The organism is Flavobacterium chuncheonense, from assembly GCF_042686145.1.
GTDB lineage: Bacteria > Bacteroidota > Bacteroidia > Flavobacteriales > Flavobacteriaceae > Flavobacterium > Flavobacterium chuncheonense.
Map to the genome: position 1 here is coordinate 41,049 of NZ_JBHUPC010000010.1, position 24,979 is coordinate 66,027.

Here is a 24,979-nt window from a genome sequence, read left to right on the forward strand (position 1 = left end):
CATGAAAATACATTACTTCTTACTTGTATACTTTTGTACAACACTTACCGCTATTGCCCAAAAAAAAGAAGAACTCAATGCTTTCTTTTGGGGTGATAACGACACTTACAAAGGGCAAGCAGAGATCCCTGAAAAATTTAAAAATGAATCCGCAGTTATCATTTATAAATATGAAGATTATGATTTTCATAAGTTCGGGAAGAATGTTACGTATAGAGCTGCTTTTCGAAAAAGAATCAAGCTACAAGATCAAGCAGCGGTAAATGAATTCTCTGAATTAACCTACGATAATAAAAGCGATGTAAAATATGGAATCGCAGAAAAAACAACTATTGGAATAAAAGTCTTAAAAACAAATGGTAAAGAAATTGAAATTGATGTTGAAAAGGAATCGGTAGCCTTAGACCAAAACAAAAAAATAGCAATTCCAAATTTGGAAGTAAACGATATCATTGACATCTACCACTACTCCACAGAATCATTTCAGTCGTTTTACGAATATGGTTTTGATGAAGTAGAAAGAACTTTTGGAGATAATTATCCGATTATGAATTACAAACTAACTTTTCAAACGGAAAATGATTTTTTTGTAAACTTCAACACTTACAACGGTGGACCAGAATTAAAACAAATTCCACTTAAAAATAACAATGAAAGAAAATATGAAATTGTTGTAAAAGACATTGATAAAAATGATTTCCCAAATTGGTTTTATCCTCTTGCCGAATTACCATGTTATAAGTTCCAAGTATTTTTTGCACGATCAGGAAAATTTGAAGAGCGTGCAGAAGCCTTTCTTTCTGAAAAAGAAAACAGTGTCAAAAAAACAGTATCAAAAGAAGACATCTTAGACTTTTACATTAACAAGTTTAGACCTCTAGGAAACCTAAAAGACATTGATGACTTTTTAAAAGATAAAACTTTTAAAACTACAGAGGAAAAAGTAAGAGCGGTATACTATTTCACCCGTCATTACTATTACACCATGTATATTGAGGCATTTGTAATTAATGAAGTCAATATCATGAATCCATTTGAACTTTACGGTGCCAACCCGGTATTCTTTAAAACCGAAAAAGCGTTTATCAATCACTTTATGGCATTTCTAAAGGAAAATAAAATAGAATATGACATCATAGTAGCGACCAATCGTAATAATGGACCAATCAAGGATATACTCATACAAAAAAACGCTTCTGTTTTACTTCGCATAAATACGGAGAACCCTTTTTATATTGAGTATTTCACACCTTTCTCCGATGTGGATCAAATAGCTTCACAAATTGAAAATACAGAGGCTTATGCTTTGAAAGTGAGCAAACTCAAAAAAGTAGATAATGTGGAAGAAATTAAACTACCCGCTTCAACCTTCAAGGACAACACTTCAAAACAAGTCACAAATATTACTATAGCTCCTGATTTTAATAGTTTAAATATTGACCGAAGAACTTCCTTGAATGGACATACCAAAGAAAGCGAACAAGCGGAAAAACTATACTTCTTTGATTATATAGGAGAAGATTATGAAAAGTATGGAACCACTCCATTATTAGACCGCATTAAAAACAAAAAGCGAAAAGAACAATATACAAATGAGTTTGAAGCCTTCATCAATAAATTAAAAGACAAACAAAAAGAAGAATTAAAATTTACAACTTCAAGGGAATACCAAGTAGAAATTGAAGATCATACCTATAAAATTGTCAATACTGGGCGATTCGGAAAAGAAACTCCATTTGTATATGATGAGAAATTCTCTATAAAAAACAATTTACTAAAAAAAGCAGGCAATAATTACATTGTAGAAATTGGTAAGTTTATTGGCGCTCAAGTAGAAGTAAGTCAAAAAGAGAAAAATAGAACCAATAATGTGTATTATTCATATCCACGATCATTTGAAAACGAAATATTATTGAAAATCCCAGATGGTTATACAGTATCGGGTATCGAAAAGCTAAACACAAAAATAGAAAATGAAACTGGTGGTTTTATTGCAACAGCAAAAGTAGAAGGTAATATTTTAAAAATAAACGCTCTAAAATATTACAAAGGCTATTTTCAACCTCAAAATAAGTGGTCTCAAATTGTAGCCTTTTTAGAGCTATCCTATCAGTTCAACCAAGAGAAAATTTTATTAAAAAAGAATTAAAATAAAAAATCCCAATCATTCGATTGGGATTTTTAGTATTACTTACTTAAGTACATTTTTCTTCTTGAGTACAATTCGTAGAATTGATCATCTTTTAAGTCATCGATAAATAAAATGCTTTCTCCAGTCGATTTCATCTCTGGCCCTAAAGCTTTATTTACGTTTTTAAACTTACTGAAAGAGAATACTGGTTGTTTAATTGCAAATCCGTCTAACTGTGGATTGAAATTAAAGTCAGTTACTTTATTATGCCCCAACATCACTTTAGTCGCATAATTTACATAAGGCTCTTTGTAAGCTTTAGCAATAAATGGTACTGTACGAGAAGCTCTAGGATTTGCCTCAATAATGTAAACAGTATCATCTTTAATTGCAAACTGAATGTTGATTAAACCAACAGTTTTTAAAGCTTTTGCAATCTTATGGGTATGCTCTTTAATTTGTTGCATTACAAATTCTCCTAAGTTGAAAGGAGGCAATGTTGCATTACTATCCCCAGAGTGAACACCACAAGGCTCAATGTGCTCCATGATTCCGATAATGTAAACATTACCATCTGCATCACAAATTGCATCTGCCTCTGCTTCAATTGCTCCGTCTAAATAGTGGTCTAATAATAATTTATTGCCTGGAATTGATTTTAACAAATCAATTACGTGCTCTTCTAATTCTTGCTTGTTGATTACAATCTTCATTCCCTGACCACCTAACACATACGAAGGACGTACTAATAATGGGAAGTCTAACGAATCTGCTAATTGTGAAGCTTCTTCTGCACTTTCAGCAATTCCGAATTTCGGGAAAGGAATATTTAATTCTGTTAACAAATCAGAGAAACGACCTCTATCCTCAGCTAAATCTAACGCGTCAAAAGATGTTCCTAAGATCTTAATTCCATATTTCGATAATTTCTCAGCAAGTTTTAAAGCGGTTTGTCCACCCAACTGAACAATAACACCTTCTGGTTTTTCATGTTGGATAATATCGTAAATGTGCTCCCAGAAAACTGGCTCAAAGTATAACTTGTCAGCTGTATCAAAATCAGTTGAAACCGTCTCAGGGTTACAGTTAATCATGATTGTTTCATAACCACACTCTTTTGCGGCTAGAACACCGTGAACACAAGAATAATCGAACTCAATTCCTTGACCAATTCTGTTTGGCCCAGAACCTAATACAATTACTTTTTTCTTGTCTGTTACAATGCTTTCATTATCCACATAACGTGTTCCATCAGCTTTTTCAATTTCTGCTTCAAAAGTTGAATAGTAGTATGGTGTCAAAGCTTTAAACTCAGCAGCACAAGTATCTACTAGTTTGTAAACTCTGTTTATTTTTTGCTCTTTACGTAAGTTGTAAACTTGACTTTCCAAACAACCCATCATGTGAGCAATTTGACGGTCACCATATCCTTTTTGTTTTGCTTCTAAAAGTAATTCTCTAGGTAATGTATCAACTTTGTGATTTGAAATTTCTCTTTCTAAATGGAATAATTCCTCGTATTGTTTTAAGAACCACATATCGATTCTCGTAATTTCATGAATACGACTCAATGGAATACCCATTGCAATAGCATCGTAAATTACAAATACGCGATCCCAACTAGCATAAGTTAATTTCTCAATTATTTGCTCGTAGTTTGTATAACCTTTACCATCAGCTCCTAAACCATTACGTTTAATTTCTAATGATTGAGTCGCTTTGTGTAACGCTTCCTGGAATGAACGTCCAATACCCATTACCTCACCTACCGATTTCATTTGAAGTCCTAAAGTTCTATCAGAACCTTCAAACTTATCAAAGTTCCAACGTGGTATTTTCACAATTACATAATCTAATGTTGGCTCGAATAAAGCTGAAGTAGATTTTGTAATTTGATTTTGTAATTCATCTAAGTTGTATCCTAAAGCTAATTTAGTTGCAATTTTAGCAATTGGGTAACCGGTAGCTTTTGATGCTAAAGCAGAAGAACGCGATACACGAGGGTTAATCTCAATTGCCACAATATCTTCTTTATCATCAGGTGAAACTGCAAACTGTACGTTACATCCTCCAGCAAAATTACCGATAGAACGCATCATTAAGATGGCCATATCACGCATTTTTTGGAAAGTAGTATCCGATAAAGTCATTGCAGGCGCTACTGTAATACTATCTCCAGTGTGGATACCCATTGGGTCCATATTTTCAATAGTACAAATAATTACTACGTTATCATTAGCATCACGTAATAATTCTAATTCATATTCTTTCCAACCTAAAAGTGCCTTATCAATAAGTACTTCGTGAATTGGAGACATTTCCAAACCATAGGTTAATTTCTCATCAAACTCCTCTTTTGTATGTACAAAAGCAGCTCCAGTACCTCCTAAAGTAAACGATGGACGGATAACTAGTGGAAAGCCAAACTCTTGTGCAATTTCTTTTCCTTTTAAGAAAGAATTAGCTGTTTTTGCAGGCGCTACAGGCACGTCAATTTTAGCTAATAACTGTTTAAATTGCTCTCGGTCTTCAGTGATATTGATTGCGTTGATATCAACACCTATCAAGCGTACACCGAAATCATTCCAAATTCCCTTTTCATCAGCTTCAATACAAAGATTCAAAGCCGTTTGTCCTCCCATTGTAGGCAATACAGCATCAATTTGAGGATGAGCTTTTAAAATTTCAACAATCGATTTTGTTGTCAAAGGTTTTAAATAAACATGATCCGCCATTGAAGGATCAGTCATAATAGTTGCTGGATTGGAGTTAATTAATATAACTTCAATTCCTTCTTCTCTTAATGATCTTGCAGATTGTGATCCTGCGTAGTCAAATTCACAGGCTTGCCCAATTACGATGGGACCTGAACCTATGATCAATACGGATTTAATTGAATTGTCTTTTGGCATTATGTAATTGTTGTCGTTGCAGTTAGATTCTCAAATTTATAAAAAAAGGTGTTACTAACGAAATAGTAACACCTTATATTGCTTAGTAAAAGAACATTATTTTTTATGTCTAGGTTCGCTAGAAACAGTCAATTTGTGTCTTCCTTTAGCTCTTCTACGAGCAAGCACTTTTCTTCCGTTTGCAGAAGCCATTCTATCCATGAAACCGTGCTTGTTTCTTCTTTTTCTTTTTGATGGTTGAAATGTTCTCTTACTCATTGCTTGTATTTTTAAATTCTATAAATAAAATCAATTTTTTAACTCTGGCTATCACTACCTGAAAACCGAGTGCAAATATACAAAGAGTTTTTTCATTAGCAAGTACTTTTTTAAAAATATTTTTAATTGATTTTACTACCTTTGCAACACCAAAAAAAACAATATTATGTTTAACAAAAATATTAAATTAGTTTTAACTGCATTAATAACCGCTTTTGCCATTTACCAATTTACAGAAGGAAATATAGGGAATGGTATATTTTTACTGCTTTTTGCTTCAATATTCGTTTTCCTCTATTTTAAAAACGAAATGATATTATTAGCTTTTCTTAAATTAAGAAAACAAGATTTAGAAGGCGCAAAAGTTTGGCTTGATAAAATTAAAAATCCTGAAGGAGCATTGGTAAGAAAACAACAAGGATATTACAACTATCTAAACGGAATAATGGTTTCTCAAACCAACTTATCTCAAGCTGAAAAATTTTTCAAAAAGGCCATTGAACTAGGCTTATCAATGGATCAAGATTTAGCGCTTGCAAAACTTCAACTTGCTGGTATTGCCATGACTAGAAGAAGAAAAATGGAAGCTACAACATTGTTAAACGAAGCCAAAAAACTTGACAAACACAATATGTTGAAAGACCAAATAAAAATGATGAAAGATCAAATGAAGAAAATTTAATCTTCGTCTTAAATACTATAAAAAAAGCACCAAATTGGTGCTTTTTTTATTTTGAAAATATCATCTTGCCCGCCACAATTAACAACACAACACCAAATATTTTTTTCAATATTTTTTGATCAATACTTATTGCAATTTTACTGCCTAAAAATCCACCAACGATAAAAAAAAGTGAAATTGTAAGCGCATAACGCCAATCGATAAACCCTTCTTTGTGATAATTAATTACCGCAAGAAGTGTAACTGGTGGTAATAAAGCCGCCAAACTTGTCCCCTGTGCTTGCTGCTGAGAAAATCCTAAAAGCAACAACATCGGCACCATTATTATTCCTCCTCCTATGCCAATCAAACCACTTAAAACACCCGCTGATATTCCAATCGCAATCAACATTAGCACTATTTGTAGTGTCATCTTTTCTTTCATCTTTTAGTTAATAAAATACCCAGTAGTAGGAATTTCGATTTCGTATTTTTTACCTTCTTTATTAATTAATTTTCTATCACGTAACCAAGGATTATGCAATTTTAATATTTTATAATTAATACCTTGTGTTTTAGCAAAAGTAGCCAAATCGTTGATTGTTGAGTCCACTTCTATAGTTTTCACCGGTACTCTTTTATACAGCATTGCTTCCGGGATATCAAACCCATACTTTTTAGGATTTTTCATAATTTCTTTCAGAGCCAAAATTCGAAACACATAACGTGATGTTTCCTCCGTTAACAACAAATCATAATAACTCCCCACTTGCTGTTCTTCCAGTTTACGAGAAATTCCATTCATCCCGCCATTATAAGACGCAGCAGCAGCAGTCCAATTACCAAATTTTGCTTTTGCTTCATTTAAATAATTACAAGCCGCTTGTGTTGATTTTTCTAAATCATAACGTTCATCAACATAATCATTAACCTCCATACCATTTTCTTTTGCTGTTGATGGCATAAATTGCCAAACTCCTCTAGCACCTGCAGGCGAAACCGCATTTACCAAACTACTTTCAATAACAGCTAAATATTTAAAATCGTCTGGTATTCCATTTTTAGCCAAAATAGGCTCAATAATAGGAAAGACTTTGTTGGCACGTTTGATTACCAAAGTGGTATTGGTATGATAGTTCATATTGGTAACCATCTCTCGATCCAAACGTTCTTGCACATCCACTATATGATAAGGAACGACTTCCCCTGCAAAATTCATTTCTTTTGGGTAATCAACATGTGTTGACTCCTTTACCGGACTTGAGGTAGCATAAATAAAGATACCACTCACCAAAACCACCCCGAGCATCACTACAATCTTTTTCATTTTGTTTTGTTTTTTAATTTTCTAAAATCAATTTTGGTAAATTTTCATTTAACCATTTGTATTTATTAATAATCAGAATATGAGTTGCTCCAGCTACAGGAATATAATTATCAATATATTGTACTGGAAAAACCTCATCTTTATCGCCATGAATATGAATCACATTTTCATCAGGCTCTGTTCTCGACCATAAAATTACATTTTCTATTGCCCAATCCAAATATTTCTTGTCACGCATGTTCAAATATTTTTCATAAAGTCGAATGCGCTTTTTAAAAGTCTCTCCAAAAGATAATTTCTCCAAAGCTGCAACATTAGCCAACAATGAAGTAGGCATCAACTTATATGCCAATGTTTTTTTAGCAAACTTCATTCTTCTCGGAAACTCTTTATTCGACTTAACACTTGAAACAATTATCAATTTTCGCACCTTGATAAACTTTGCCATTTCTTGAACTAATATCCCTCCAAACGAAACTCCAACTAACACCGGGTTTTCATGTTCTATCTTCTCTGTCATTCTTTTTGCATATTCTTGCAATGACTCTCTCTCATTAGGAACAAACCACTCTAAGAAAAAAATCTCAAATTGTTGAGCAGGTAAATCAATATTTTCAAAAATACTCGTTCCGGCTGCTAAACCGGGCATAAAATACACTGGAATTTTAGTCATGATAAAACAAACTTATAATTATAAATGTACTTATTTTAAGTATCATTTTCTTTCAGAAAACATTAATATTATCTGAATTTTAAGCAAAGTTGTTATTAAATTGAAGTAAACGTTAAAAACATTTGAACTTAAAAAGGTATTTTGTAAATTTGCATTTCATTTTTAACACAAAAAATATACTATTCCTTTTTTTAAGGTTAATTTCTTTTTTAAAGACTTCGCATAATGGAAATAAAAGATAACGAATTATTACGCCAATTCGAAACTGACACAAATACAGGACTACTCTCAATAGAATACTCAGTACAAGAACGTAAAATTTTCTTGACTAAGTTCATCGAAAATGACAATACAGATGAAGAGTATCAAGATGAGTTTATAAAAAATGTACTTGAAATTGCACAAGAACGCAAATTAAAGGTAGTACCTACACATATCAAGCTTATCAAGTTTTTTAGAAAAAACAGACGCTATCAAGAAATGCTTCCTCCAGGAATTAAAATATAAAAAAATCCCATTCTGAAAAGAATGGGATTTTTTTATAACGTTATGTATTTATAAAATCGAAACGAACAGCTCCGTCTTCATCAATTTTAGTCAAATGAATATCATGCAATGTATTCACCAATTCAGGATTCCAAGGTGTTTTTACTTTTACGTAATTTTCTGTAAATCCATGAATATACCCTTCTTTATTTTCACTTTCAAACAAAACAGTTCTATTGGTCCCAATTTGTTTTTCATAGAACGAACGGCGTTTTTTAACAGAAAGTCCACGCAACATTTTACTTCTTTTTGAACGTACATTCATTGGCACTACACCGTCCATTTCAGCCGCTTCCGTATTATCACGTTCCGAATAAGTAAACACATGCAAATATGAAATATCCAAATCATTTAAAAAATGATACGTTTCTAAAAAATGTTCGTCTGTTTCACCAGGAAACCCAACGATAACATCAACACCAATACAAGCATGCGGCATTACTTCGCGAATTTTAGCCACTCTATCTACGTACAACTCGCGTAAATAACGACGCTTCATTTTCTTTAAAATATCATTACTTCCGCTCTGCAACGGTATATGGAAATGGGGCACAAAAGCACGTGATTTTGAAACCAAATCAATCGTTTCATTTTTTAACAAGTTGGGCTCAATAGAAGAAATACGCAAACGCTCTATACCTTCTACCTTATCCAATTCTGTTACTAAATCTAGAAAAGTATGTTCGTGTTTTTTATTTCCAAACTCCCCTTTACCGTAATCACCTATATTTACTCCTGTCAATACAATTTCTTTAATACCTTTTTCAGAAATTTCTTTGGCATTTTTTAAAACACCTTCCATAGTATCACTTCGAGAAATTCCACGAGCTAATGGAATAGTACAATAAGTACATTTATAATCACAACCATCTTGAACTTTTAAAAACGCACGAGTGCGATCTCCAATAGAATAACTTCCCACATAAAAATCAGCATCCTCAATTTCGCAAGAATGCACTTCACCCATATCATTTTTAGTCAAATCGTTGATATAATCGGTAATGTTAAACTTTTCAGTTGCACCCAAAACCAAATCAACACCATCAACTGCCGCCAACTCTTCTGGTTTTAATTGTGCATAACACCCTACAGCTGCAACAAATGCTTTATCATTAAGCTTCATTGCCTTTTTTACAATTTGCTTGAATTGCTTATCGGCATTTTCAGTCACCGAACAGGTATTAATTACATACATATCCGCAACCTCCTCAAAACCAACTCTTTCAAAACCTTCTTCTTGAATATTTCTCGCAATTGTAGAAGTTTCCGAGAAATTTAATTTACAACCTAATGTGTAAAAAGCGACCTTTTTTTTATTTTCCATAAGTAAAAACTCAATTCATGAAATCGTTGTCAAAAAATTGAGGGTGCAAAGTTAAGCACAAAACTTTGAAAATAAAAAGTTTATAACACAAACACTTTCAATATGTAACATTTCTTTCACTTTTTTCGTACAATAAAAAAGTGAAGTATGCCAGGAATTGGTTCAATACTTAGCAGCATTACAATTTTAAAAAACAACAGAAGAAAAAAAGGCTCAAAACTGGAAAAATTCAGTCAAACAACTACGAGTAAATTCCAAAACACAAGAACCCATCATAATACTAAAAAAGCTACACCCGAACAATTAAAAGCTATTCGTGAACGTTTACAAGCTGAAAATAAAAAAAGAAAGAAACAACAAATAATATTGGTGTTTCTTTCTTTAGTAATCTTATTAGCTTTATTTAATTTTTTAAATCACCTTTAAAAAGAGAATTCGAAAGCATCTTCTTCAACTAAAACTGATTTTTCCATATCCTCTATAAAGTTATCTATTTGTTCTTTGGTAACATTTGGCATACATATAATATGGGCTATATCCCCTTCTGTTGCCAATTGCCATTTTAGCTTTATTTCCGCTGAAGTTTTAGGAAAAACAACTGTAAGCGCATTAGGATTTCTCCATGCAGCCACCCCTATTGCTCTTAAACGCATTTCACAATATTCAGCAACTTCCAAACTTTTTAAATAGCGATTACGAAGCCCTTCAACATTCATTTTCTTTAAAGCATACCACAAAAACAAAGGACTATGACCGTTACGTGAACCTGTAATAGTAGTATCTAACGAACCTATATAAGACACCCCTTTTGAGATTCTATCTCTATTTGACCTTTTGGTAATAATTACACCACATGGAATTGGAGATCCTATAAATTTATGCCCACTAATTGAAATACTATCGGCACCATCAAAGAAATCGAATGGTAATCTTGGTTCCATAAAAGCACCGTAAGTCCCAGATAAAGCGGCATCACAATGAATGTAACAATCTTGAATCGCTAAATTTCTCAAAATAGCTCTTAAACGCGACACATCATCTTTCGCTTCTTTCATAGTTGTCCCGAATGTCGCTAGCACTATAGCTGGTTTATGACGATTCAATCGAACGGTATTTTCAAAATCTTCGTAATCAATTTCACCATTTGGCTGTGAACGGATTACAATACTTGGAATATTTAATAACTGGATGTTCTTTTTTACACTATAATGTGTCGTTTCAGAATAATACACCATTGCATTGGAAAATAATTCGCGTGCCAAATACAAACCATACAAATTACTTTCAGAACCACCATTTGTTACATACCCCCAATAATCATTTGGATTAGCACGAAACAGTTTTGCAAAAAAAGCAACTACTTCTTTTTCTAGCTCATGCGTTTGTACTTTATAAGTACCATCTTCAAAAGGATCACCAAGATTATTAATAGGGTATTGCAAAAAATGTGCAATCTCTGAATAATCGAAATCTTTTGACACTGGATAACCTAAAAAATTATCCCTCGCATTTTCAATGTTTTTCTGCAATTCATCAAGTCTAGCAAGATCTTGTACCGATAATGTTTGGGTGTTCATTTTGGGTATATTATTTTTTGCAAAAGTACTTTTAAAAAACTAAAAAACTACAACAAATCATTAAATTAAAATAATAATCTACATAACATAAAAAAAGCAGAAAAAACAAACCTAAAAGAAACAATTTTATTCCAAAATACAAACATTAAAACAGATTTAAAAAAGAAAGGGATGCGCTTCTACATCCCTTTTTTATCTACTAAATTTTGCAAATTACTCTTTACGCCATTTTTTTGTTTCTTCAAACACATGTTCCAGAATACGAGCATCTTGCTCTGTAAATTCTACATGACGACGACTCATTACCACTTTTGCAACTTCAAAAGCCTTTTTGGTAATATATGTTGTAAAACCAGAAGCACCTCCCCACGAAAAACTTGGTACAAAATTTCTTGGAAAACCACTACCAAATATATTTGCCGAAACACCAACTACAGTCCCCGTGTTAAACATCGTATTAATACCACATTTACTATGATCTCCCATCATTAACCCACAAAACTGCAATCCAGTTCTTGCAAAACCTTCGGTCTCATAACTCCATAAACGCACTTCTTCATAATTATTCTTCAAATTTGAATTATTAGAATCAGCTCCAATGTTACACCATTCGCCTAATACAGCATTTCCTAAGAAACCATCATGCCCTTTGTTTGAATATCCAAACATCACAGAATTATTCACTTCACCCCCTACTCTACAATGTGGACCAATTGTCGTTGCTCCATAAATTTTGGTCGCCAATTTCACTTGAGCTTCTTCACACAACGCAAACGGACCACGAATTACAGAACCTTCCATAATTTCTGCATTTTTCCCAATATAAATAGGTCCAGTTGAAGCATTTAGAGTTACAAACTCCAACTTCGCACCTTCTTCAATAAATATGTTTTCAGCTCCAATAACATTTACACTTTTCGGAATAGGTTGCGATTGCCTATCTTCTGTAATCAACTGAAAATCCTCTCGTATAGCAGCATCGTTAATAGCAAAAATATCCCAAGTGTTTTCAATACGAAGTACTTCTTCTTCGTAATCAATCAATTCATACACGTCAAAATCTACTTCTTCTTGTGTATCATTTGAATAAAAAGCAATAATTTCTTCCCCTGAAATAATAGCTTGATTCTCCTCCAAATTCATTATCATTTCCACCAATACTTCATTTGGAAAAAAAGAAGCATTAATCATAACATTGTGTTCCATTTCCACCATTGGAAATTTTTCCATCAAGTATTCTTCTGTTAAAGTAGTAGTAGTATAGCCCAAATATTTTTCCCATTTTTCTCTAATGGTTAAAATTCCTACTCTAATATCAGCAACTGGACGAGTAAATGTAAATGGAAGCAACGCATTGCGAACCGTTCCATCAAAAAGAATATAGTTCATTACAAAAGATTTTAAATTGAACTGCTCATAAAGAGCATACACTTCAAAAGTACGCTTTTTTCCATAAAAAAATCCCGAACAATGCCGGGATTTCTATATTTTGAATTCAATTTATTATTTACTGAATTTCGCGTATTTCGTTTTGAATTTATCGATACGTCCTGCAGTATCAATAAGTTTCGATTTACCTGTGTAAAAAGGGTGAGAAGTACGAGAAATCTCCATTTTAAATACTGGATACTCAACACCATCAACTTCGATAGTTTCTTTTGTTTCTACTGTTGATTTTGTAATAAATACGTCTTCATTTGACATGTCTTTGAAAGCTACTAATCTGTAATTTTCTGGGTGGATTCCTTTTTTCATCTTGTAAATCTTTTTTATTAGTGATTATAAAATTGTTTTGCGGCTTCCTTCTTTTTGAAAAGAAAGGTGTAAACACTTTTACAACCTTTTAATTTTTAATCTTTTTAATTTCAGAGTGCAAATTTACATTTAATTTTGGAATTACAACTACTTGCGTAACATTTTTTTGTTTTTTTTCACTAATAGTGTAAACTATATTATTTCTATATTTGTAAACTATAAAATTCGACAAAATTATGAATGAAATCATTAAGAAAAACGGAGTTAAATTCGGTTTGATAACAGGAATTGTGGTACTACTTATAAATCTGATGTTATACCTAATCGATTTAAAACTTTTTATTTCTACTTGGATAAGTGCTGGACTTTTTTTATTCTACTTTATAATCTCATTACTGGTATTTATACAAACAAAAAAAGATTTAGGAGGATTTATTTCCCTAAAGGAAGGATTTACAGCATATTTTTTATCTATTGTAATAGGTTTCGCAATCTCAATTAGCTTTAATATTATCCTTTTCAATTTAATTGACCCTGAAGCCAAAGAAACAATAAAAGAATTAGGAATTGAAGCCTTTGTAAATATGATGAGAAAATTTGGAACACCTAATGCTCAATTAAAAGAAATGGCTACAAAAATGGAGGAACAAGACCAATTTGCCGTTGGTAGCCAAATTATGGGATATGGTATTAACCTTTTATTCGGTGCTATTTACGGTGTTATCCTAGCCGCAATTTTCAAAAAAGACAAACCTGTATTTTAATTCAATGAATATATCCATAGTTATCCCATTATTAAACGAACAAGAATCGTTACCAGAATTGCACCAATGGATTGTAAAAGTTATGACTTCTCATAACTTTTCTTATGAATTACTATTTATTGATGATGGAAGTACCGATGGTTCGTGGAATACGATAACCCAACTATCAAAAGAAAACCCTAATGTAAAAGGTATTCGCTTTTTACGCAATTATGGTAAAAGTCAAGCATTACATGCTGGATTTGCAAAAGCTCAAGGTGACGTTATCATAACAATGGACGCGGACTTACAAGACAGTCCAGATGAAATCCCAGAATTATACAACATGATTACAAAAGAGAATTATGATTTAATTTCGGGATGGAAGAAAAAACGATACGATTCGGTTATATTCAAAAATATTCCTTCAAAATTGTTCAATTGGGCTGCTCGAAAAACTTCTAGAGTAAAACTAAACGACTTTAACTGTGGTTTAAAAGCCTACAAAAAAGAAGTTGTTAAAAATATAGAAGTATCAGGTGAAATGCACCGCTACATACCCGTTTTAGCTAAAAATGCGGGCTTTTCCAAAATAGGTGAAAAAGTAGTAATCCATCAAGCCCGAAAATACGGTTCTACCAAATTCGGAATGGAACGCTTCATCAACGGCTTTTTAGATTTAATTACCATTTGGTTTCTTTCTAAGTTTGGCAAACAACCCATGCACCTATTTGGTGCACTAGGTGTACTAATGTTTTTAATTGGATTTATGTCGGCTGGCATAATCGGCTTGATGAAACTTTGGAAATTATACCACCATGAGCCTACTATTTTAGTAACCAATAATCCTTGGTTTTACATTGCTTTAGCAACTATGATTATTGGTACTCAACTTTTCCTAGCAGGATTTTTAGGAGAAATTATTTTACGCACCAAAAACAACGAAGAACGTTATAAAATTTCAGAAGGTTTTTAATATCAGTTAAAAAACGCTGACACAAAATACACATTATGCATATCGAAAAAGAGATACTGAACAAAGTTAATGAGTGGCTAACCCCTACATTTGACATGACTACACAAGAAGCTATTAAGGAATTAATGACTTCTTCTCCAAAAGAACTGGAAGATTCTTTTTATAAAAATCTAGAGTTTGGAACCGGAGGTATGCGTGGAGTAATGGGTGTAGGAACAAACCGAATTAATCAATATACGCTAGGAAAAAACACTCAAGGATTATCAAACTACCTTAAAAAAGTATTTGCTGGTGAGGAAATTAAAGTTGCTATTGCTTACGATTGTCGTCACAATAGTGATACATTAGCAAAAGTAGTTGCCAATGTATTTTCAGCTAACGGAATCAAAGTATATTTATTCTCAGAATTACGTCCTACTCCTGAATTATCGTTTGCTGTTCGCGAATTGGGCTGCCACACAGGAATTGTATTAACAGCTTCCCATAATCCACCAGAATACAATGGTTACAAAGTGTATTGGAAAGACGGAGGGCAATTGGTTCCACCTCAAGATTCAGAAGTTATTCAAGTTATCGAAAGCCTTGAATACAGCGATATTTTATTTGAACCTAATGAAAGTTTAATTGAATACATCGATTCTACTATTGATGAAGCATTTTTCAAATCTACTATTGCAAATGCAAGCTTCAATACACCACAATCAGCTAAAGACAATCTAAAAATTGTTTATACTTCTTTACACGGTACTTCTATTAAAGCAGTTCCCCAAGTTTTAGAAATGGCTGGTTATAACGATCTCCATATAGTTACCGAACAAGCAATCCCTGATGGAAATTTCCCAACAGTAAAATCGCCAAATCCAGAAGAACCAGAAGCTTTAGAAATGGCCATAGCATTAGCAGAAAAAACAAATGCGGATATCGTTATTGGTACCGATCCAGATTCTGACCGTTTGGGTATTGCAGTCCGTGATATGGATGGTAAAATAAAATTACTGAACGGTAATCAGTCAATGGTCATTATGACAGCCTTTCTACTTGAAAAGTGGAAAAGAAATGGCAAGTTAACCGGTAATGAGTTTATTGGCTCAACTATTGTATCAACTCCGATGATGCTGGAATTAGCTGCAGCATATGACGTTGAATGCAAAGTTGGATTAACAGGTTTTAAATGGATTGCCAAGTTTATCAAAGATTTTCCTCAACAACAATTTATTGGAGGAGGTGAAGAAAGTTTTGGTTTCATGGTCGGAGATGCTGTTCGCGATAAAGATGCAGTAGGTGCTATCTTATTAATTTGTGAAATCGCTGCACAAGCTAAAGCTGCTGGAAGCAGTTTATTTAAAGAGTTATTACACTTATACATGGATTTTGGTTTCTATAAAGAAGATTTAATTTCAATTACCAAAAAAGGAATTGACGGCGCTAATGAAATCAAACAAATGATGATTACCCTTCGTGAAAACCCATTAAAAGAAATCAACGGACAACGCGTAGTATGTATTGAAGATTACCAACTTTCAAAAGGTAAAGATTTAATGAATAATGTTATATTCGACATTAACATTCCTAAATCAAATGTATTAATTTATTACCTAGAAGATGGTACTAAAATCTGTGCAAGACCAAGTGGTACAGAACCTAAAATTAAATTTTATTTTAGTGTGAACACAGAATTGAATGCTATAAATGATTTTGCTAAAACTGAAGAATTCTTAAACACAAAAATCAAAAATATAATCGCAGAAATGCAATTGAACTAATGAAAAAAATTATTGACAAATTAAGACCTTATTTAAAACCATTCAGAAATCACATTGGTTGGAATGTCTTCTACAATATTTTATACGCTTTATTTAGCACCTTATCATATGTGACATTGTTACCTATGATGAATGTATTATTCGATAAAACTAAAAGGGTTACAACTGAACCTGTTTATAAAGATATTTTTCACTTAAAAGATTACTTAGAAAATTTAATGTATTACAGAGTAACACTATTTAGCGATAGTGGTACACCACAAAAATCACTGCTTTTAGTTGTTTCAATCGTAATTATAACTTTCCTGTTAAAAAATATTGCCGGTTACTTAGCCTCGTATCATATGATGCACTTGCGAAATGGCGTTACGGCAAAATTACGTAATGTAATGTATAACAAAGTAATTAGCCTACCGGTTTCATTTTATTCTGAAAAACGTAAAGGAGATGTTATGGCGCGAATGCTTGGAGATGTTGGAGAAGTACAAAATTCATTTTTCATGCTTCTTGAACTTATCGTAAAAGAACCTTTTACCATAATTTTCTCAATAGCAATGATGTTTGCTTATAGCTGGAAACTTACACTTTTCGTTTTTATATTCATTCCTATTTCTGGTTTGATTATTTCAAGAATTGGTAAGAATCTGAAATCACAGTCGCTACGCGCTCAAAACGAAGGAGGCTATATGATTTCTTTGGTTGAAGAAACTTTAACAGGGTTAAAAGTAGTAAAAAGCTACAATGCAGAGCCAACGTTTAAAAACAAATTTGCAAACTCTATTGATCGTTTATTAAAACTTTCAAATAAAATAGGCAAAAAAAATAATTTAGCAGGGCCTTTAAGTGAAGTAATGGGTATTGTAACAATTGCTATTTTACTGTTTTATGGTGGAAGTTTAGTATTAGTAGATAAATCTTTAGATGGTGCTATTTTTTTAGTTTTCATGGGATTAGCCTACAATATATTAACCCCAGCGAAAGCGATCTCTAAAGCCTCTTATGCTGTAAAAAACGGTATTGCTGCTGCAGATCGTGTCTTTGAAATTTTAGAACAAGAAAACACTATTGACACAAAACCAGATGCTGTTGTAAAATCAGATTTCACCCATAAAATCTCTATCGAAAATATTAATTTTAGATATGGAGAAGAAAATGTTTTAAAGAACTTTTCAATTGAAGTACCTATAGGTAAAACAGTTGCTCTTGTTGGTCAATCTGGTTCTGGAAAAAGTACTATTGCCAATTTGTTAACACGTTTCTATGATGTTCAAGAAGGTGCTATTAAAATAGACGGAGTTAATATAAAGGATATGAATATCCATTCTCTACGTGCATTGATGGGCTTGGTTACACAAGATTCTATTTTGTTCAACGATACCATTAAAAATAACCTATTAATTGGTAAACCAAACGCTACAGATGAAGAAATTATTGCAGCTTTAAAAATTGCCAATGCTTATGAGTTCATAAAAGATCTACCTCATGGCATCAATACCAATATTGGTGATGCGGGAGGAAAATTATCCGGTGGACAAAAGCAACGTTTATCCATCGCGAGAGCTGTTCTTAAAAACCCTCCAATTATGATTTTGGATGAAGCAACTTCAGCTTTGGATACTGAAAGTGAAAAATTAGTACAAGACGCTCTAGAAAAAATGATGCAAAACCGCACTTCAGTTGTTATTGCGCACCGCTTATCAACTATTCAAAAAGCAGACACTATAGTAGTGATGCAAAAGGGTGAAATCATTGAAAAAGGAAATCATAGCGAACTTATGGCTAAAAACGGTACTTATGCTAAGTTAGTTTCATTACAGTCATTTGAGTAAACATTACACCAATTTAAGAAAAATCTCCATCAAAAATGCTTAAATTTGATGGAGATTTTTTATTTCATCATACATGTTTGAAAACAGTTCCAACATCAATTTAACAGAAGACAACGAAACTATTGTTTGGAAATACCTCGATTTATCGAAATTCCTCGACATGTTGTTATCGAAAAAATTATTCATGTCGCGTTCTGATAAATTTGAAGATCAATATGAAGGTACTTTTAGTGAGCCTACTTATGAGGAAATTAAAAAAATAGCCATTAACAATCCTGAATTTTTAGATTACTACAAATCACATCGCGAGAAAGTAGTCATCAGTAGTTGGCACGCAAATGAATACGAATCCTTTGCCATGTGGCAAATATTTACCAAAAACAACGAAGGAATTGCCATTCAATCCACAACAGGTCGTTTAAAAGAAGCTTTACAACCCGAAACGAAGTTCAAGCAATACATAGGAGAGGTTAATTACATCGATTATAAAAAGGAACATATTCCGTTTGAAGACATGTTTTTCCCTTTTCTTTTCAAAAGAAAAAGTTTTCAGTACGAACATGAAATCCGTATTATTTCAGATGTGAGTGAGCAAAATTTAAAACTTAGAGATGGTTTAAAAATTGATGTGGATATCGAAAAACTCATCAAAAAAATATACATTCATCCTAAAAGTGAGAATTGGTACAAAAATCTTGTAATTGAAATGGTACACCGACTAGGTTATACTATTGAAATAGAAAAATCGGATTTAGAAAGTGATATATTGATTTAAAAAAAAATTAAATCGGCATATACTCTTCTACTTTCCACTCTTCTGATGCTAAATTTACAAAATGATAATGCACTTTATCATTTTTATCAAAAGCTCCATTTTTGTTAATATCTTCTATACAACGCAAATACAAACGATTTTGCGCTTCTACAATATTCCAATCGATAAGTTCTTGAAGAGGTTCTGAAATTTTAGTAAATCGCGTACCATCAACACTACTTAAATACAATGATTTTATATCATTCTGATTTATTTCACCGTCTTTATTGGTATCCGCATCTACAAGAGTATATACTAAAATTTGCTTCTTAATTTGACTTGCAATGGTATTCAAATACGTAACCGTTTGAATTTGCATTTTTTTATCCGTTAATGATGCAATACTAGTAGAATCAATGTGTTGAAATTTCAAATTTTCAAAATAACCTGTCAACTCAAAACGATTATAATTTGAAATCGCATAACTCATTTGATTGGTTTTACTTGATCCGTAAACTTTACTATAATCGTCATAAACACGAATATCACCAACAGGATGAATTAAATATTTTGTACCCTCCATTAAGATAGGCAAATCGGCAATTTTGATAGAAGAAGTATCCACCTTCTTTTCTGCAACAACTGGCTTTTTAACCTCTTCGTAAATTACTTTTGGTGTTTCTTTATTTTGCTTGCAACTAATAACTGCAATCAAAAGAGTAAATGAAAAATATTTTAAAATGTTAGTCATAATTCAGGAAGTTAGTATCAAATATAATAATTTTTTAAATGCTCAAGCCCTACATGCGTGCAATTAACTTAACATTAAAAACTCGAGTTGTCATATAATTTGGAATACCATATTGCGATTTTGTATAAACATCACGCACCCAAGTATTGGTAATCGCATTTTGATTGTTGAACAAATTAAAAATTTCAAAACCTAAAGAAAACTCTTTAAATGGCTTGAACAGTTTAGCATCATTAGTCAAGCTAGCATCTTTAAACACATACGAAAAACCAGCATCTGCACGTCTATAATCCTTTAAACGCAACTGATAATCATAAGGATTAGCATAAGCAGGCGAACCACCTGGCAATCCCGTATTATACACTAAATTCAAATATAATTTTACATTTGGTATAGCGGGCATATAATCTTGAAACAACAAACCAAATTTCAAACGCTGATCAGTTGGCCTCGCTATATAACCTTTGTTGTTATAATTTTCTTCTGTTTTCAAATAACCAAAACTAAACCATGATTCTGTACCTGGGACAAATTCCCCGTTCAAACGTGCATCAAAACCATAAGCATACGCTTTAGCATTATTATCCGCTCGGTAACGAATACGAACATTATCAATTGTATAGACATTTACATCTGACATATGTTTGTAATACAATTCGTTTACCAATTTAAAAGGACGATTCCACATTGTAAAGCTATAATCACTACTCATAACCATATGGAATGATTGCTGAGCTTTAACATTTGGTCGAACAGTACCCGATGAATCGCGCAATTCTCTATAAAATGGCGGTTGGTTGTACATTCCGCCAGACAAACGAAATAAAACGTCTTTTTCCCAATTTGGCTTGAATGCAAATTGAGCTCTTGGAGAAATTGTCACTTGTGCATCACCTTTCACAATACCATTATCAACTTGCCATTGATGTGCACGAACTCCAGCATTAAGCCAATATTGGTGTGCTCCAATACGCCCTCTATGATTCCATTGTGCATAACCCGAAAAACGATTAATCGTGGTGTAATTTGTGGCACGGACACTTTGATAAGGAGCTAGTGGATAAGCATTTGGAGCATAAGGCTGATTGTTTGAATACTCTAAAATTGGAGCTGGCAGAGCAAAGCCAGCTGAATCGATAACTTCCCACTCTACCAAACGGTCTCTAATATCTTCTCGTGTATATTTAAAACCCCATTCTACTTGTGACGTTTCAGTAAATTCATGAAAACCTTTGACTTCAGCATTGAAAATTAAAGCATCCAAATTATTACGCGCATGATTCAATTGCGAACCTACTCCACGAGAATATGTAACATCTCCAAAAGTTTCCGAACCAATATTAGCATCAACTTCTCCTAAACGATATTGTCCCAAAATATCGTAATATTCTTGCTCTTGCGTATGATAAGTTGAGGCAATAAACTTTAATTTATTTTTTTCGTTGTATTGGTAAACCGATTTAAAAGCACCAAACAAAGTCAAATATTCATCTTTTTCTTCACCATCATACACTACAAGAAGTGCAATGGGTTCACTGATAGTTCCAAAATTGGTTTGACGTGACAACGGTTTGTAATTGTATTTATTTTGCGATACATTACCCAAAAAACTAAATTGCCATTTTGAAGAAGCATTGAAATTTAACAGCGTTTGAACATCGGTAAATGTAGGTCTGAAATTCGTTTCCGTTTCTTTACTGTTAACCAAAAGGCTATTATCGCGATAACGTACCCCTGTTATATTACTCCATTTTTGATTTTTAGAAACCCCTTCCGCAGTCAAACTTCCACCTAACAAACTAGCATCTAAAGAAGCCTGAAAACGCTTTGGGTTTCGATAAGTAATATCCAAAACAGAAGACATTTTATCGCCATATTTTGATTGAAAACCTCCAGCAGAAAAATCAACATTTTCCACCATCTCCGTATTAGTAAAGCTCAACCCTTCTTGTTGTCCTGAACGAATTAAAAAAGGTCTGTAAACTTCAATTTCATTAACATACACTAAATTTTCATCGTAATTTCCACCACGAACTGCATAAGAAGTACTCAACTCGTTATTGGAATAAACACCAGGAAGTGTTTTGATAATATTTTCAATACCCGGATTTGCACCAGGAATTTTTCTAATTACAACAGGACTTATAGTGGTAACACCATCAATTCGTTTTTTACTATTCCCTGCTACAACCACCTCTCCTATTTGAACTACATTTGAATTTAAAACGGGATTAAATTCATAATCCTCATTTGGCTTCAATTGAATTGTCACTTCTGTCTTTTTAAATGTAACGTGAGTAAATACAATTGTTACCTTTTCATTAGCTGGAACTTCTAAAATATAAAAACCCGTCACATCAGATACCGTACCTGATTCTCCTACACGCACCGTTACATTTTCAATAGGATTGTTAAATTCATCCAACAAAATTCCTTTGATACGCGCCGTTTGTGCAAATACTCCAACACCACAAAAAACAAAAACTATTAAGAAAAGTATATTTTTCAAGTAATAACTATTTAATTATTCATAAAAAAATGAGTCTCAAAGGTAGTAGAATTTTGTAAATTATCCGTTACAATAATTTTCAATTCATTTTTCCCCTCCATGTATTTCTTATCAGCTAAATCATGTACCAATTTTCTGGTTTTATAATCGTATTCCATTAAGATCCATTCTCCATTTAAATAAGCATTATACGTATCAATACCGGAAAGATTATCCGATATCAAAACACTAAACGTTTTGTTCTTTGAAAGATTTTTACCCTGTTCAAAACTCATATTATAAATACGAGGCGCAATTGTATCTTGAGCAAGTTTAAATTCTCCTAAATTACGTACACGAGTTGAAAAATTATTTCCACTGCGTTTGGTTGCATTATAATCCAAAGATTTTCCATCCACACTAGCTATAAAAGTCTTCTCTTTTAATTCTTCTCTTAATCCTTCAATATTCGCGTATGTGATGGTAATATTTTTATGAACAGGTATCGTTTCATTACCAAACACTAGTACACCATCATTTACTTCAAAATTGAACCTGAAATCATCATAAAAAGCATTTTCTGGCACATAAACTGAAACATTATCTTTTGTAAAATTGTTTTCAATCCTTGATTTCATCAAATACGGCAATACTGGCGTAGTATCTTCCTGCTGAACTATTTCAGTTCCGTACTCAATCGGAATCGATACATTGGTTTGGTTGCCGTGAAAATCAAACATCTCTATTCGTAACGTATAGTTCGCATTAGGTTGCGTATTGATTATCCCGTTATGCTTGTCTTTTTTCAATACCGATAAAGGATAAGCCGTATTAAAAAACAGCTTTTGAAAACGTTGCTTTTTGGTTTTAAAAACTTCGTAATCGATAAAATTATTGATGTATCGCGATTCATTAAAAGCAAACTTATCAAACTCGTACTCGTAATACAATACTCCGTTTAAATAGGCATTTACTTTAAAAAGTCCGTTTCTATTATAACCATTAGTACAATTATCATAAGCATTAATAGCAAAACCAATTTTTCCATTGGCAACAACTTTTGAACTCACATAATTTCCGTCTGCTTGCTTGTTGAATGAAACTAGAATAGGTTTTCTTGATTTGTTAACTACTACACTATCCATAGGATAAACCATAATCCCTTGTAAATTTGGTCTAAATTTATCCTTTACAAATTTTGTATAACCAAAATACAATGGATTTACAATTTTTTCCGTTTTGGTTTCACGAAATTCAAAATGCAAATGTGGACCACCGCTACCCCCGGAATTACCAGAAAAAGCAATAACTTCTCCTTGTTTTACAGGCAACTCATTAGGCCCTGGAAACATTTCAACTTCAAACGATTTCTTTTTATATTGTTCTTGTTTGATAAAATCTTCAATTACACCATTAGCACGTTGTAAATGTCCATACACGGTAGTATAGCCATTAGGATGTGTAATGTAAATAGCCTTTCCATAACCATAAGATGAAATTTTTATTCGAGAAATATATCCATCCGCAACAGCAAAAACATCTAAGCCTTGCTGACTATTGGTTTTCATATCCAAACCCGAATGAAAATGATTGGAACGCAACTCTCCAAAAGAACCTGAAAAATCAAGGGGAATAGATAGTGGACTTATAAAATCTGAAGGGTAATCGGTTTGCGAAAAAAGTGAAGATGTGGCAAAAATAAAGGCTAAGATTTTTTTCATGGCATATTAATTTAAGCTAAAAATAATACTTTTTATTGGAGTGAAAAAGCACATTTTACTCCTATTTACAACTTCCTCGTTATCAATTTATTGTAACAAATAAAAATATTTACATAATTTTTATCAAAAACTATTGCTATAATTCAATAGTAATACTAAATTTGTAGAAATAGAAATGAATTTTATCATTGATGAATGGATTATCTGAATTAATTGATTCTCTTGAAGTTAAATTCTTCAAGGTCAACCAGAAAGTTACAACCTTAAAGAAAGAGAATCAAGAGTTACAGCAAAAGCTAGCTTTATCTGAGGAATCACAGAGATTGCAAAAAGAGCAAATAGCTGATTTAAAAAATCAAATAGATAAGCTAAAAATGGTAAATTCACTATTAGGCAGTGAAGAAAATAAAAGAGAAACAAAACTCAAAATAAATTCATTAATTCGAGAAATCGATTATTGCATAACCCAACTTTCTGATTAGGAAGCATGAGTGAAAAATTGAAAATTAAGTTATCTATTGCAGATCGCGTATACCCTTTAACTATTGAGGATTCGCAGGAAGAAGCGCTAAGAAGTGCCTCTAAGAAAATAGATGAGATGATTTCACAGTTTGAACAAAGTTATGCTGTGCGAGACAAACAAGATGTTTTGGCCATGTGCGCGTTACAACTAGCAGCGCAGTCAGAACAGAAACAAATTGACCTATCTGATGATTATGATAGTGCTTTTAAACGCTTGCAGAATTTAGACAATAAATTGAGTAATCTTCTTTCAAAATAAAAAACGTTC

The 24,979-nt window shown here is 32.6% G+C and carries 23 protein-coding genes; 11 read left to right on the plus strand and 12 right to left on the minus strand.

Features of this window, described 5'->3' with window-relative positions; genetic code table 11:
• The first annotated feature begins 1 nt into the window (after position 1).
• Complete coding sequence (locus tag ACFS5J_RS02120) at positions 2-2,149, plus strand: hypothetical protein (protein ID WP_379810307.1); 2,148 nt, start codon at positions 2-4, stop codon at positions 2,147-2,149.
• A 38-nt stretch (positions 2,150-2,187) separates the two neighbouring features.
• Here ACFS5J_RS02120 and carB read toward each other — a convergent pair whose 3' ends face one another.
• Together carB and rpmH are read right to left on the minus strand one after the other, a co-directional pair.
• Positions 2,188-5,043 carry a carbamoyl-phosphate synthase large subunit gene (carB, locus tag ACFS5J_RS02125; RefSeq protein ID WP_379810309.1) on the minus strand — a complete coding sequence of 952 codons (2,856 nt, stop codon included), beginning with the start codon at positions 5,041-5,043 and terminating at the stop codon, positions 2,188-2,190.
• Between the two features lie 96 nt (positions 5,044-5,139).
• Positions 5,140-5,301, minus strand: a complete 162-nt coding sequence (rpmH, locus tag ACFS5J_RS02130) for a 50S ribosomal protein L34 (protein WP_008464848.1) — start codon at positions 5,299-5,301, stop codon at positions 5,140-5,142.
• Between the two features lie 166 nt (positions 5,302-5,467).
• Between rpmH and ACFS5J_RS02135 the strand changes: the two genes are divergently transcribed.
• Entirely contained in the window at positions 5,468-5,983 is a 516-nt protein-coding gene (locus tag ACFS5J_RS02135) for a DUF2892 domain-containing protein (protein ID WP_379810311.1), read from the plus strand.
• 46 nt (positions 5,984-6,029) lie between these two features.
• Here ACFS5J_RS02135 and ACFS5J_RS02140 read toward each other — a convergent pair whose 3' ends face one another.
• The 3 genes from ACFS5J_RS02140 to ACFS5J_RS02150 are packed head-to-tail and all read right to left on the minus strand — an operon-like array spanning position 6,030 to position 7,962.
• A complete protein-coding gene (locus ACFS5J_RS02140) occupies positions 6,030-6,407 on the minus strand; it encodes a sulfite exporter TauE/SafE family protein (protein ID WP_379810313.1) in 378 nt (125 codons plus the stop codon).
• A 3-nt stretch (positions 6,408-6,410) separates the two neighbouring features.
• Entirely contained in the window at positions 6,411-7,289 is an 879-nt protein-coding gene (locus ACFS5J_RS02145; RefSeq protein ID WP_379810314.1) for a lytic transglycosylase domain-containing protein, read from the minus strand.
• A 13-nt stretch (positions 7,290-7,302) separates the two neighbouring features.
• On the minus strand, positions 7,303-7,962 hold the full coding sequence (locus ACFS5J_RS02150) for an alpha/beta hydrolase (RefSeq protein WP_379810315.1): 660 nt from the start codon (positions 7,960-7,962) through the stop codon (positions 7,303-7,305).
• Between the two features lie 225 nt (positions 7,963-8,187).
• Here ACFS5J_RS02150 and ACFS5J_RS02155 point away from each other — a divergent pair, with 225 nt between their 5' ends.
• Positions 8,188-8,469 carry a GNAT family N-acetyltransferase gene (locus ACFS5J_RS02155; protein ID WP_379810316.1) on the plus strand — a complete coding sequence of 94 codons (282 nt, stop codon included), beginning with the start codon at positions 8,188-8,190 and terminating at the stop codon, positions 8,467-8,469.
• A gap of 40 nt (positions 8,470-8,509) precedes the next feature.
• Here ACFS5J_RS02155 and mtaB read toward each other — a convergent pair whose 3' ends face one another.
• A complete protein-coding gene (gene mtaB, locus ACFS5J_RS02160; protein ID WP_379810317.1) occupies positions 8,510-9,832 on the minus strand; it encodes a tRNA (N(6)-L-threonylcarbamoyladenosine(37)-C(2))-methylthiotransferase MtaB in 1,323 nt (440 codons plus the stop codon).
• A 147-nt stretch (positions 9,833-9,979) separates the two neighbouring features.
• On the opposite strand from mtaB, the gene ACFS5J_RS02165 reads away from it, so the two are divergent.
• Positions 9,980-10,258, plus strand: a complete 279-nt coding sequence (locus tag ACFS5J_RS02165; RefSeq protein WP_379810318.1) for a hypothetical protein — start codon at positions 9,980-9,982, stop codon at positions 10,256-10,258.
• Here ACFS5J_RS02165 and ACFS5J_RS02170 read toward each other — a convergent pair.
• The 3 genes from ACFS5J_RS02170 to ACFS5J_RS02180 form a co-directional block, all read right to left on the minus strand.
• Positions 10,255-11,409 (minus strand): histidine decarboxylase, encoded by a 1,155-nt coding sequence (locus ACFS5J_RS02170; protein WP_379810319.1) that lies wholly within the window; start codon positions 11,407-11,409, stop codon positions 10,255-10,257. The two genes, ACFS5J_RS02165 and ACFS5J_RS02170, sit on opposite strands and share 4 nt — an antisense overlap.
• Before the next feature lie 213 nt (positions 11,410-11,622).
• Positions 11,623-12,798 (minus strand): GlmU family protein, encoded by a 1,176-nt coding sequence (locus tag ACFS5J_RS02175; RefSeq protein WP_379810320.1) that lies wholly within the window; start codon positions 12,796-12,798, stop codon positions 11,623-11,625.
• Positions 12,799-12,912: 114 nt separating this feature from the next.
• Complete coding sequence (locus tag ACFS5J_RS02180; protein ID WP_177765945.1) at positions 12,913-13,164, minus strand: type B 50S ribosomal protein L31; 252 nt, start codon at positions 13,162-13,164, stop codon at positions 12,913-12,915.
• 236 nt (positions 13,165-13,400) lie between these two features.
• On the opposite strand from ACFS5J_RS02180, the gene ACFS5J_RS02185 reads away from it, so the two are divergent.
• The 5 genes from ACFS5J_RS02185 to ACFS5J_RS02205 all read left to right on the plus strand — a co-directional run bounded on the left by ACFS5J_RS02185 (position 13,401) and on the right by ACFS5J_RS02205 (position 19,250).
• Positions 13,401-13,928, plus strand: a complete 528-nt coding sequence (locus ACFS5J_RS02185) for a DUF4199 domain-containing protein (RefSeq protein ID WP_379810321.1) — start codon at positions 13,401-13,403, stop codon at positions 13,926-13,928.
• A gap of 4 nt (positions 13,929-13,932) precedes the next feature.
• On the plus strand, positions 13,933-14,883 hold the full coding sequence (locus tag ACFS5J_RS02190) for a glycosyltransferase family 2 protein (protein ID WP_379810322.1): 951 nt from the start codon (positions 13,933-13,935) through the stop codon (positions 14,881-14,883).
• Between the two features lie 35 nt (positions 14,884-14,918).
• Complete coding sequence (locus ACFS5J_RS02195) at positions 14,919-16,646, plus strand: phospho-sugar mutase (RefSeq protein WP_379810324.1); 1,728 nt, start codon at positions 14,919-14,921, stop codon at positions 16,644-16,646.
• Positions 16,646-18,475: an ABC transporter ATP-binding protein gene (locus ACFS5J_RS02200; protein ID WP_379810325.1), complete on the plus strand. Its 1,830-nt coding sequence runs from the start codon at positions 16,646-16,648 to the stop codon at positions 18,473-18,475. The genes ACFS5J_RS02195 and ACFS5J_RS02200 overlap by 1 nt, the downstream gene beginning before the upstream one ends.
• A 73-nt stretch (positions 18,476-18,548) precedes the next feature.
• The gene (locus ACFS5J_RS02205) at positions 18,549-19,250 is read left to right on the plus strand and encodes a hypothetical protein (RefSeq protein WP_379810326.1); all 702 of its coding nucleotides are present in this window, start codon (positions 18,549-18,551) and stop codon (positions 19,248-19,250) included.
• Positions 19,251-19,257: 7 nt separating this feature from the next.
• Here the strand turns inward: ACFS5J_RS02205 and ACFS5J_RS02210 are convergent, their stop codons facing one another.
• Genes ACFS5J_RS02210 through ACFS5J_RS02220 form a run of 3 tightly spaced genes read right to left on the minus strand, consistent with a single transcriptional unit; the run spans position 19,258 to position 24,189 of the window.
• Positions 19,258-19,980 (minus strand): hypothetical protein, encoded by a 723-nt coding sequence (locus ACFS5J_RS02210; protein WP_379810327.1) that lies wholly within the window; start codon positions 19,978-19,980, stop codon positions 19,258-19,260.
• Between the two features lie 49 nt (positions 19,981-20,029).
• Positions 20,030-22,489 (minus strand): TonB-dependent receptor, encoded by a 2,460-nt coding sequence (locus tag ACFS5J_RS02215; RefSeq protein ID WP_379810328.1) that lies wholly within the window; start codon positions 22,487-22,489, stop codon positions 20,030-20,032.
• An 11-nt stretch (positions 22,490-22,500) separates the two neighbouring features.
• A complete protein-coding gene (locus ACFS5J_RS02220) occupies positions 22,501-24,189 on the minus strand; it encodes a M23 family metallopeptidase (RefSeq protein ID WP_379810329.1) in 1,689 nt (562 codons plus the stop codon).
• A 191-nt stretch (positions 24,190-24,380) separates the two neighbouring features.
• On the opposite strand from ACFS5J_RS02220, the gene ACFS5J_RS02225 reads away from it, so the two are divergent.
• Together ACFS5J_RS02225 and ACFS5J_RS02230 are read left to right on the plus strand one after the other, a co-directional pair.
• Complete coding sequence (locus ACFS5J_RS02225; protein WP_379810330.1) at positions 24,381-24,671, plus strand: hypothetical protein; 291 nt, start codon at positions 24,381-24,383, stop codon at positions 24,669-24,671.
• Positions 24,672-24,676: 5 nt separating this feature from the next.
• On the plus strand, positions 24,677-24,970 hold the full coding sequence (locus ACFS5J_RS02230) for a cell division protein ZapA (protein ID WP_379810331.1): 294 nt from the start codon (positions 24,677-24,679) through the stop codon (positions 24,968-24,970).
• Positions 24,971-24,979: the final 9 nt, after the last annotated feature.

Bases quoted from the DNA above. Each gene is read 5' to 3' on its own strand.
- ACFS5J_RS02120 (WP_379810307.1), top strand. From the start codon at position 2: ATGAAAATACATTACTTCTTACTTGTATACTTTTGTACAACACTTACC.
- carB (WP_379810309.1), bottom strand. From the start codon at position 5,043: ATGCCAAAAGACAATTCAATTAAATCCGTATTGATCATAGGTTCAGGT.
- rpmH (WP_008464848.1), bottom strand. From the start codon at position 5,301: ATGAGTAAGAGAACATTTCAACCATCAAAAAGAAAAAGAAGAAACAAG.
- ACFS5J_RS02135 (WP_379810311.1), top strand. From the start codon at position 5,468: ATGTTTAACAAAAATATTAAATTAGTTTTAACTGCATTAATAACCGCT.
- ACFS5J_RS02140 (WP_379810313.1), bottom strand. From the start codon at position 6,407: ATGAAAGAAAAGATGACACTACAAATAGTGCTAATGTTGATTGCGATT.
- ACFS5J_RS02145 (WP_379810314.1), bottom strand. From the start codon at position 7,289: ATGAAAAAGATTGTAGTGATGCTCGGGGTGGTTTTGGTGAGTGGTATC.
- ACFS5J_RS02150 (WP_379810315.1), bottom strand. From the start codon at position 7,962: ATGACTAAAATTCCAGTGTATTTTATGCCCGGTTTAGCAGCCGGAACG.
- ACFS5J_RS02155 (WP_379810316.1), top strand. From the start codon at position 8,188: ATGGAAATAAAAGATAACGAATTATTACGCCAATTCGAAACTGACACA.
- mtaB (WP_379810317.1), bottom strand. From the start codon at position 9,832: ATGGAAAATAAAAAAAAGGTCGCTTTTTACACATTAGGTTGTAAATTA.
- ACFS5J_RS02165 (WP_379810318.1), top strand. From the start codon at position 9,980: ATGCCAGGAATTGGTTCAATACTTAGCAGCATTACAATTTTAAAAAAC.
- ACFS5J_RS02170 (WP_379810319.1), bottom strand. From the start codon at position 11,409: ATGAACACCCAAACATTATCGGTACAAGATCTTGCTAGACTTGATGAA.
- ACFS5J_RS02175 (WP_379810320.1), bottom strand. From the start codon at position 12,798: ATGAACTATATTCTTTTTGATGGAACGGTTCGCAATGCGTTGCTTCCA.
- ACFS5J_RS02180 (WP_177765945.1), bottom strand. From the start codon at position 13,164: ATGAAAAAAGGAATCCACCCAGAAAATTACAGATTAGTAGCTTTCAAA.
- ACFS5J_RS02185 (WP_379810321.1), top strand. From the start codon at position 13,401: ATGAATGAAATCATTAAGAAAAACGGAGTTAAATTCGGTTTGATAACA.
- ACFS5J_RS02190 (WP_379810322.1), top strand. From the start codon at position 13,933: ATGAATATATCCATAGTTATCCCATTATTAAACGAACAAGAATCGTTA.
- ACFS5J_RS02195 (WP_379810324.1), top strand. From the start codon at position 14,919: ATGCATATCGAAAAAGAGATACTGAACAAAGTTAATGAGTGGCTAACC.
- ACFS5J_RS02200 (WP_379810325.1), top strand. From the start codon at position 16,646: ATGAAAAAAATTATTGACAAATTAAGACCTTATTTAAAACCATTCAGA.
- ACFS5J_RS02205 (WP_379810326.1), top strand. From the start codon at position 18,549: ATGTTTGAAAACAGTTCCAACATCAATTTAACAGAAGACAACGAAACT.
- ACFS5J_RS02210 (WP_379810327.1), bottom strand. From the start codon at position 19,980: ATGACTAACATTTTAAAATATTTTTCATTTACTCTTTTGATTGCAGTT.
- ACFS5J_RS02220 (WP_379810329.1), bottom strand. From the start codon at position 24,189: ATGAAAAAAATCTTAGCCTTTATTTTTGCCACATCTTCACTTTTTTCG.
- ACFS5J_RS02225 (WP_379810330.1), top strand. From the start codon at position 24,381: ATGAATGGATTATCTGAATTAATTGATTCTCTTGAAGTTAAATTCTTC.
- ACFS5J_RS02230 (WP_379810331.1), top strand. From the start codon at position 24,677: ATGAGTGAAAAATTGAAAATTAAGTTATCTATTGCAGATCGCGTATAC.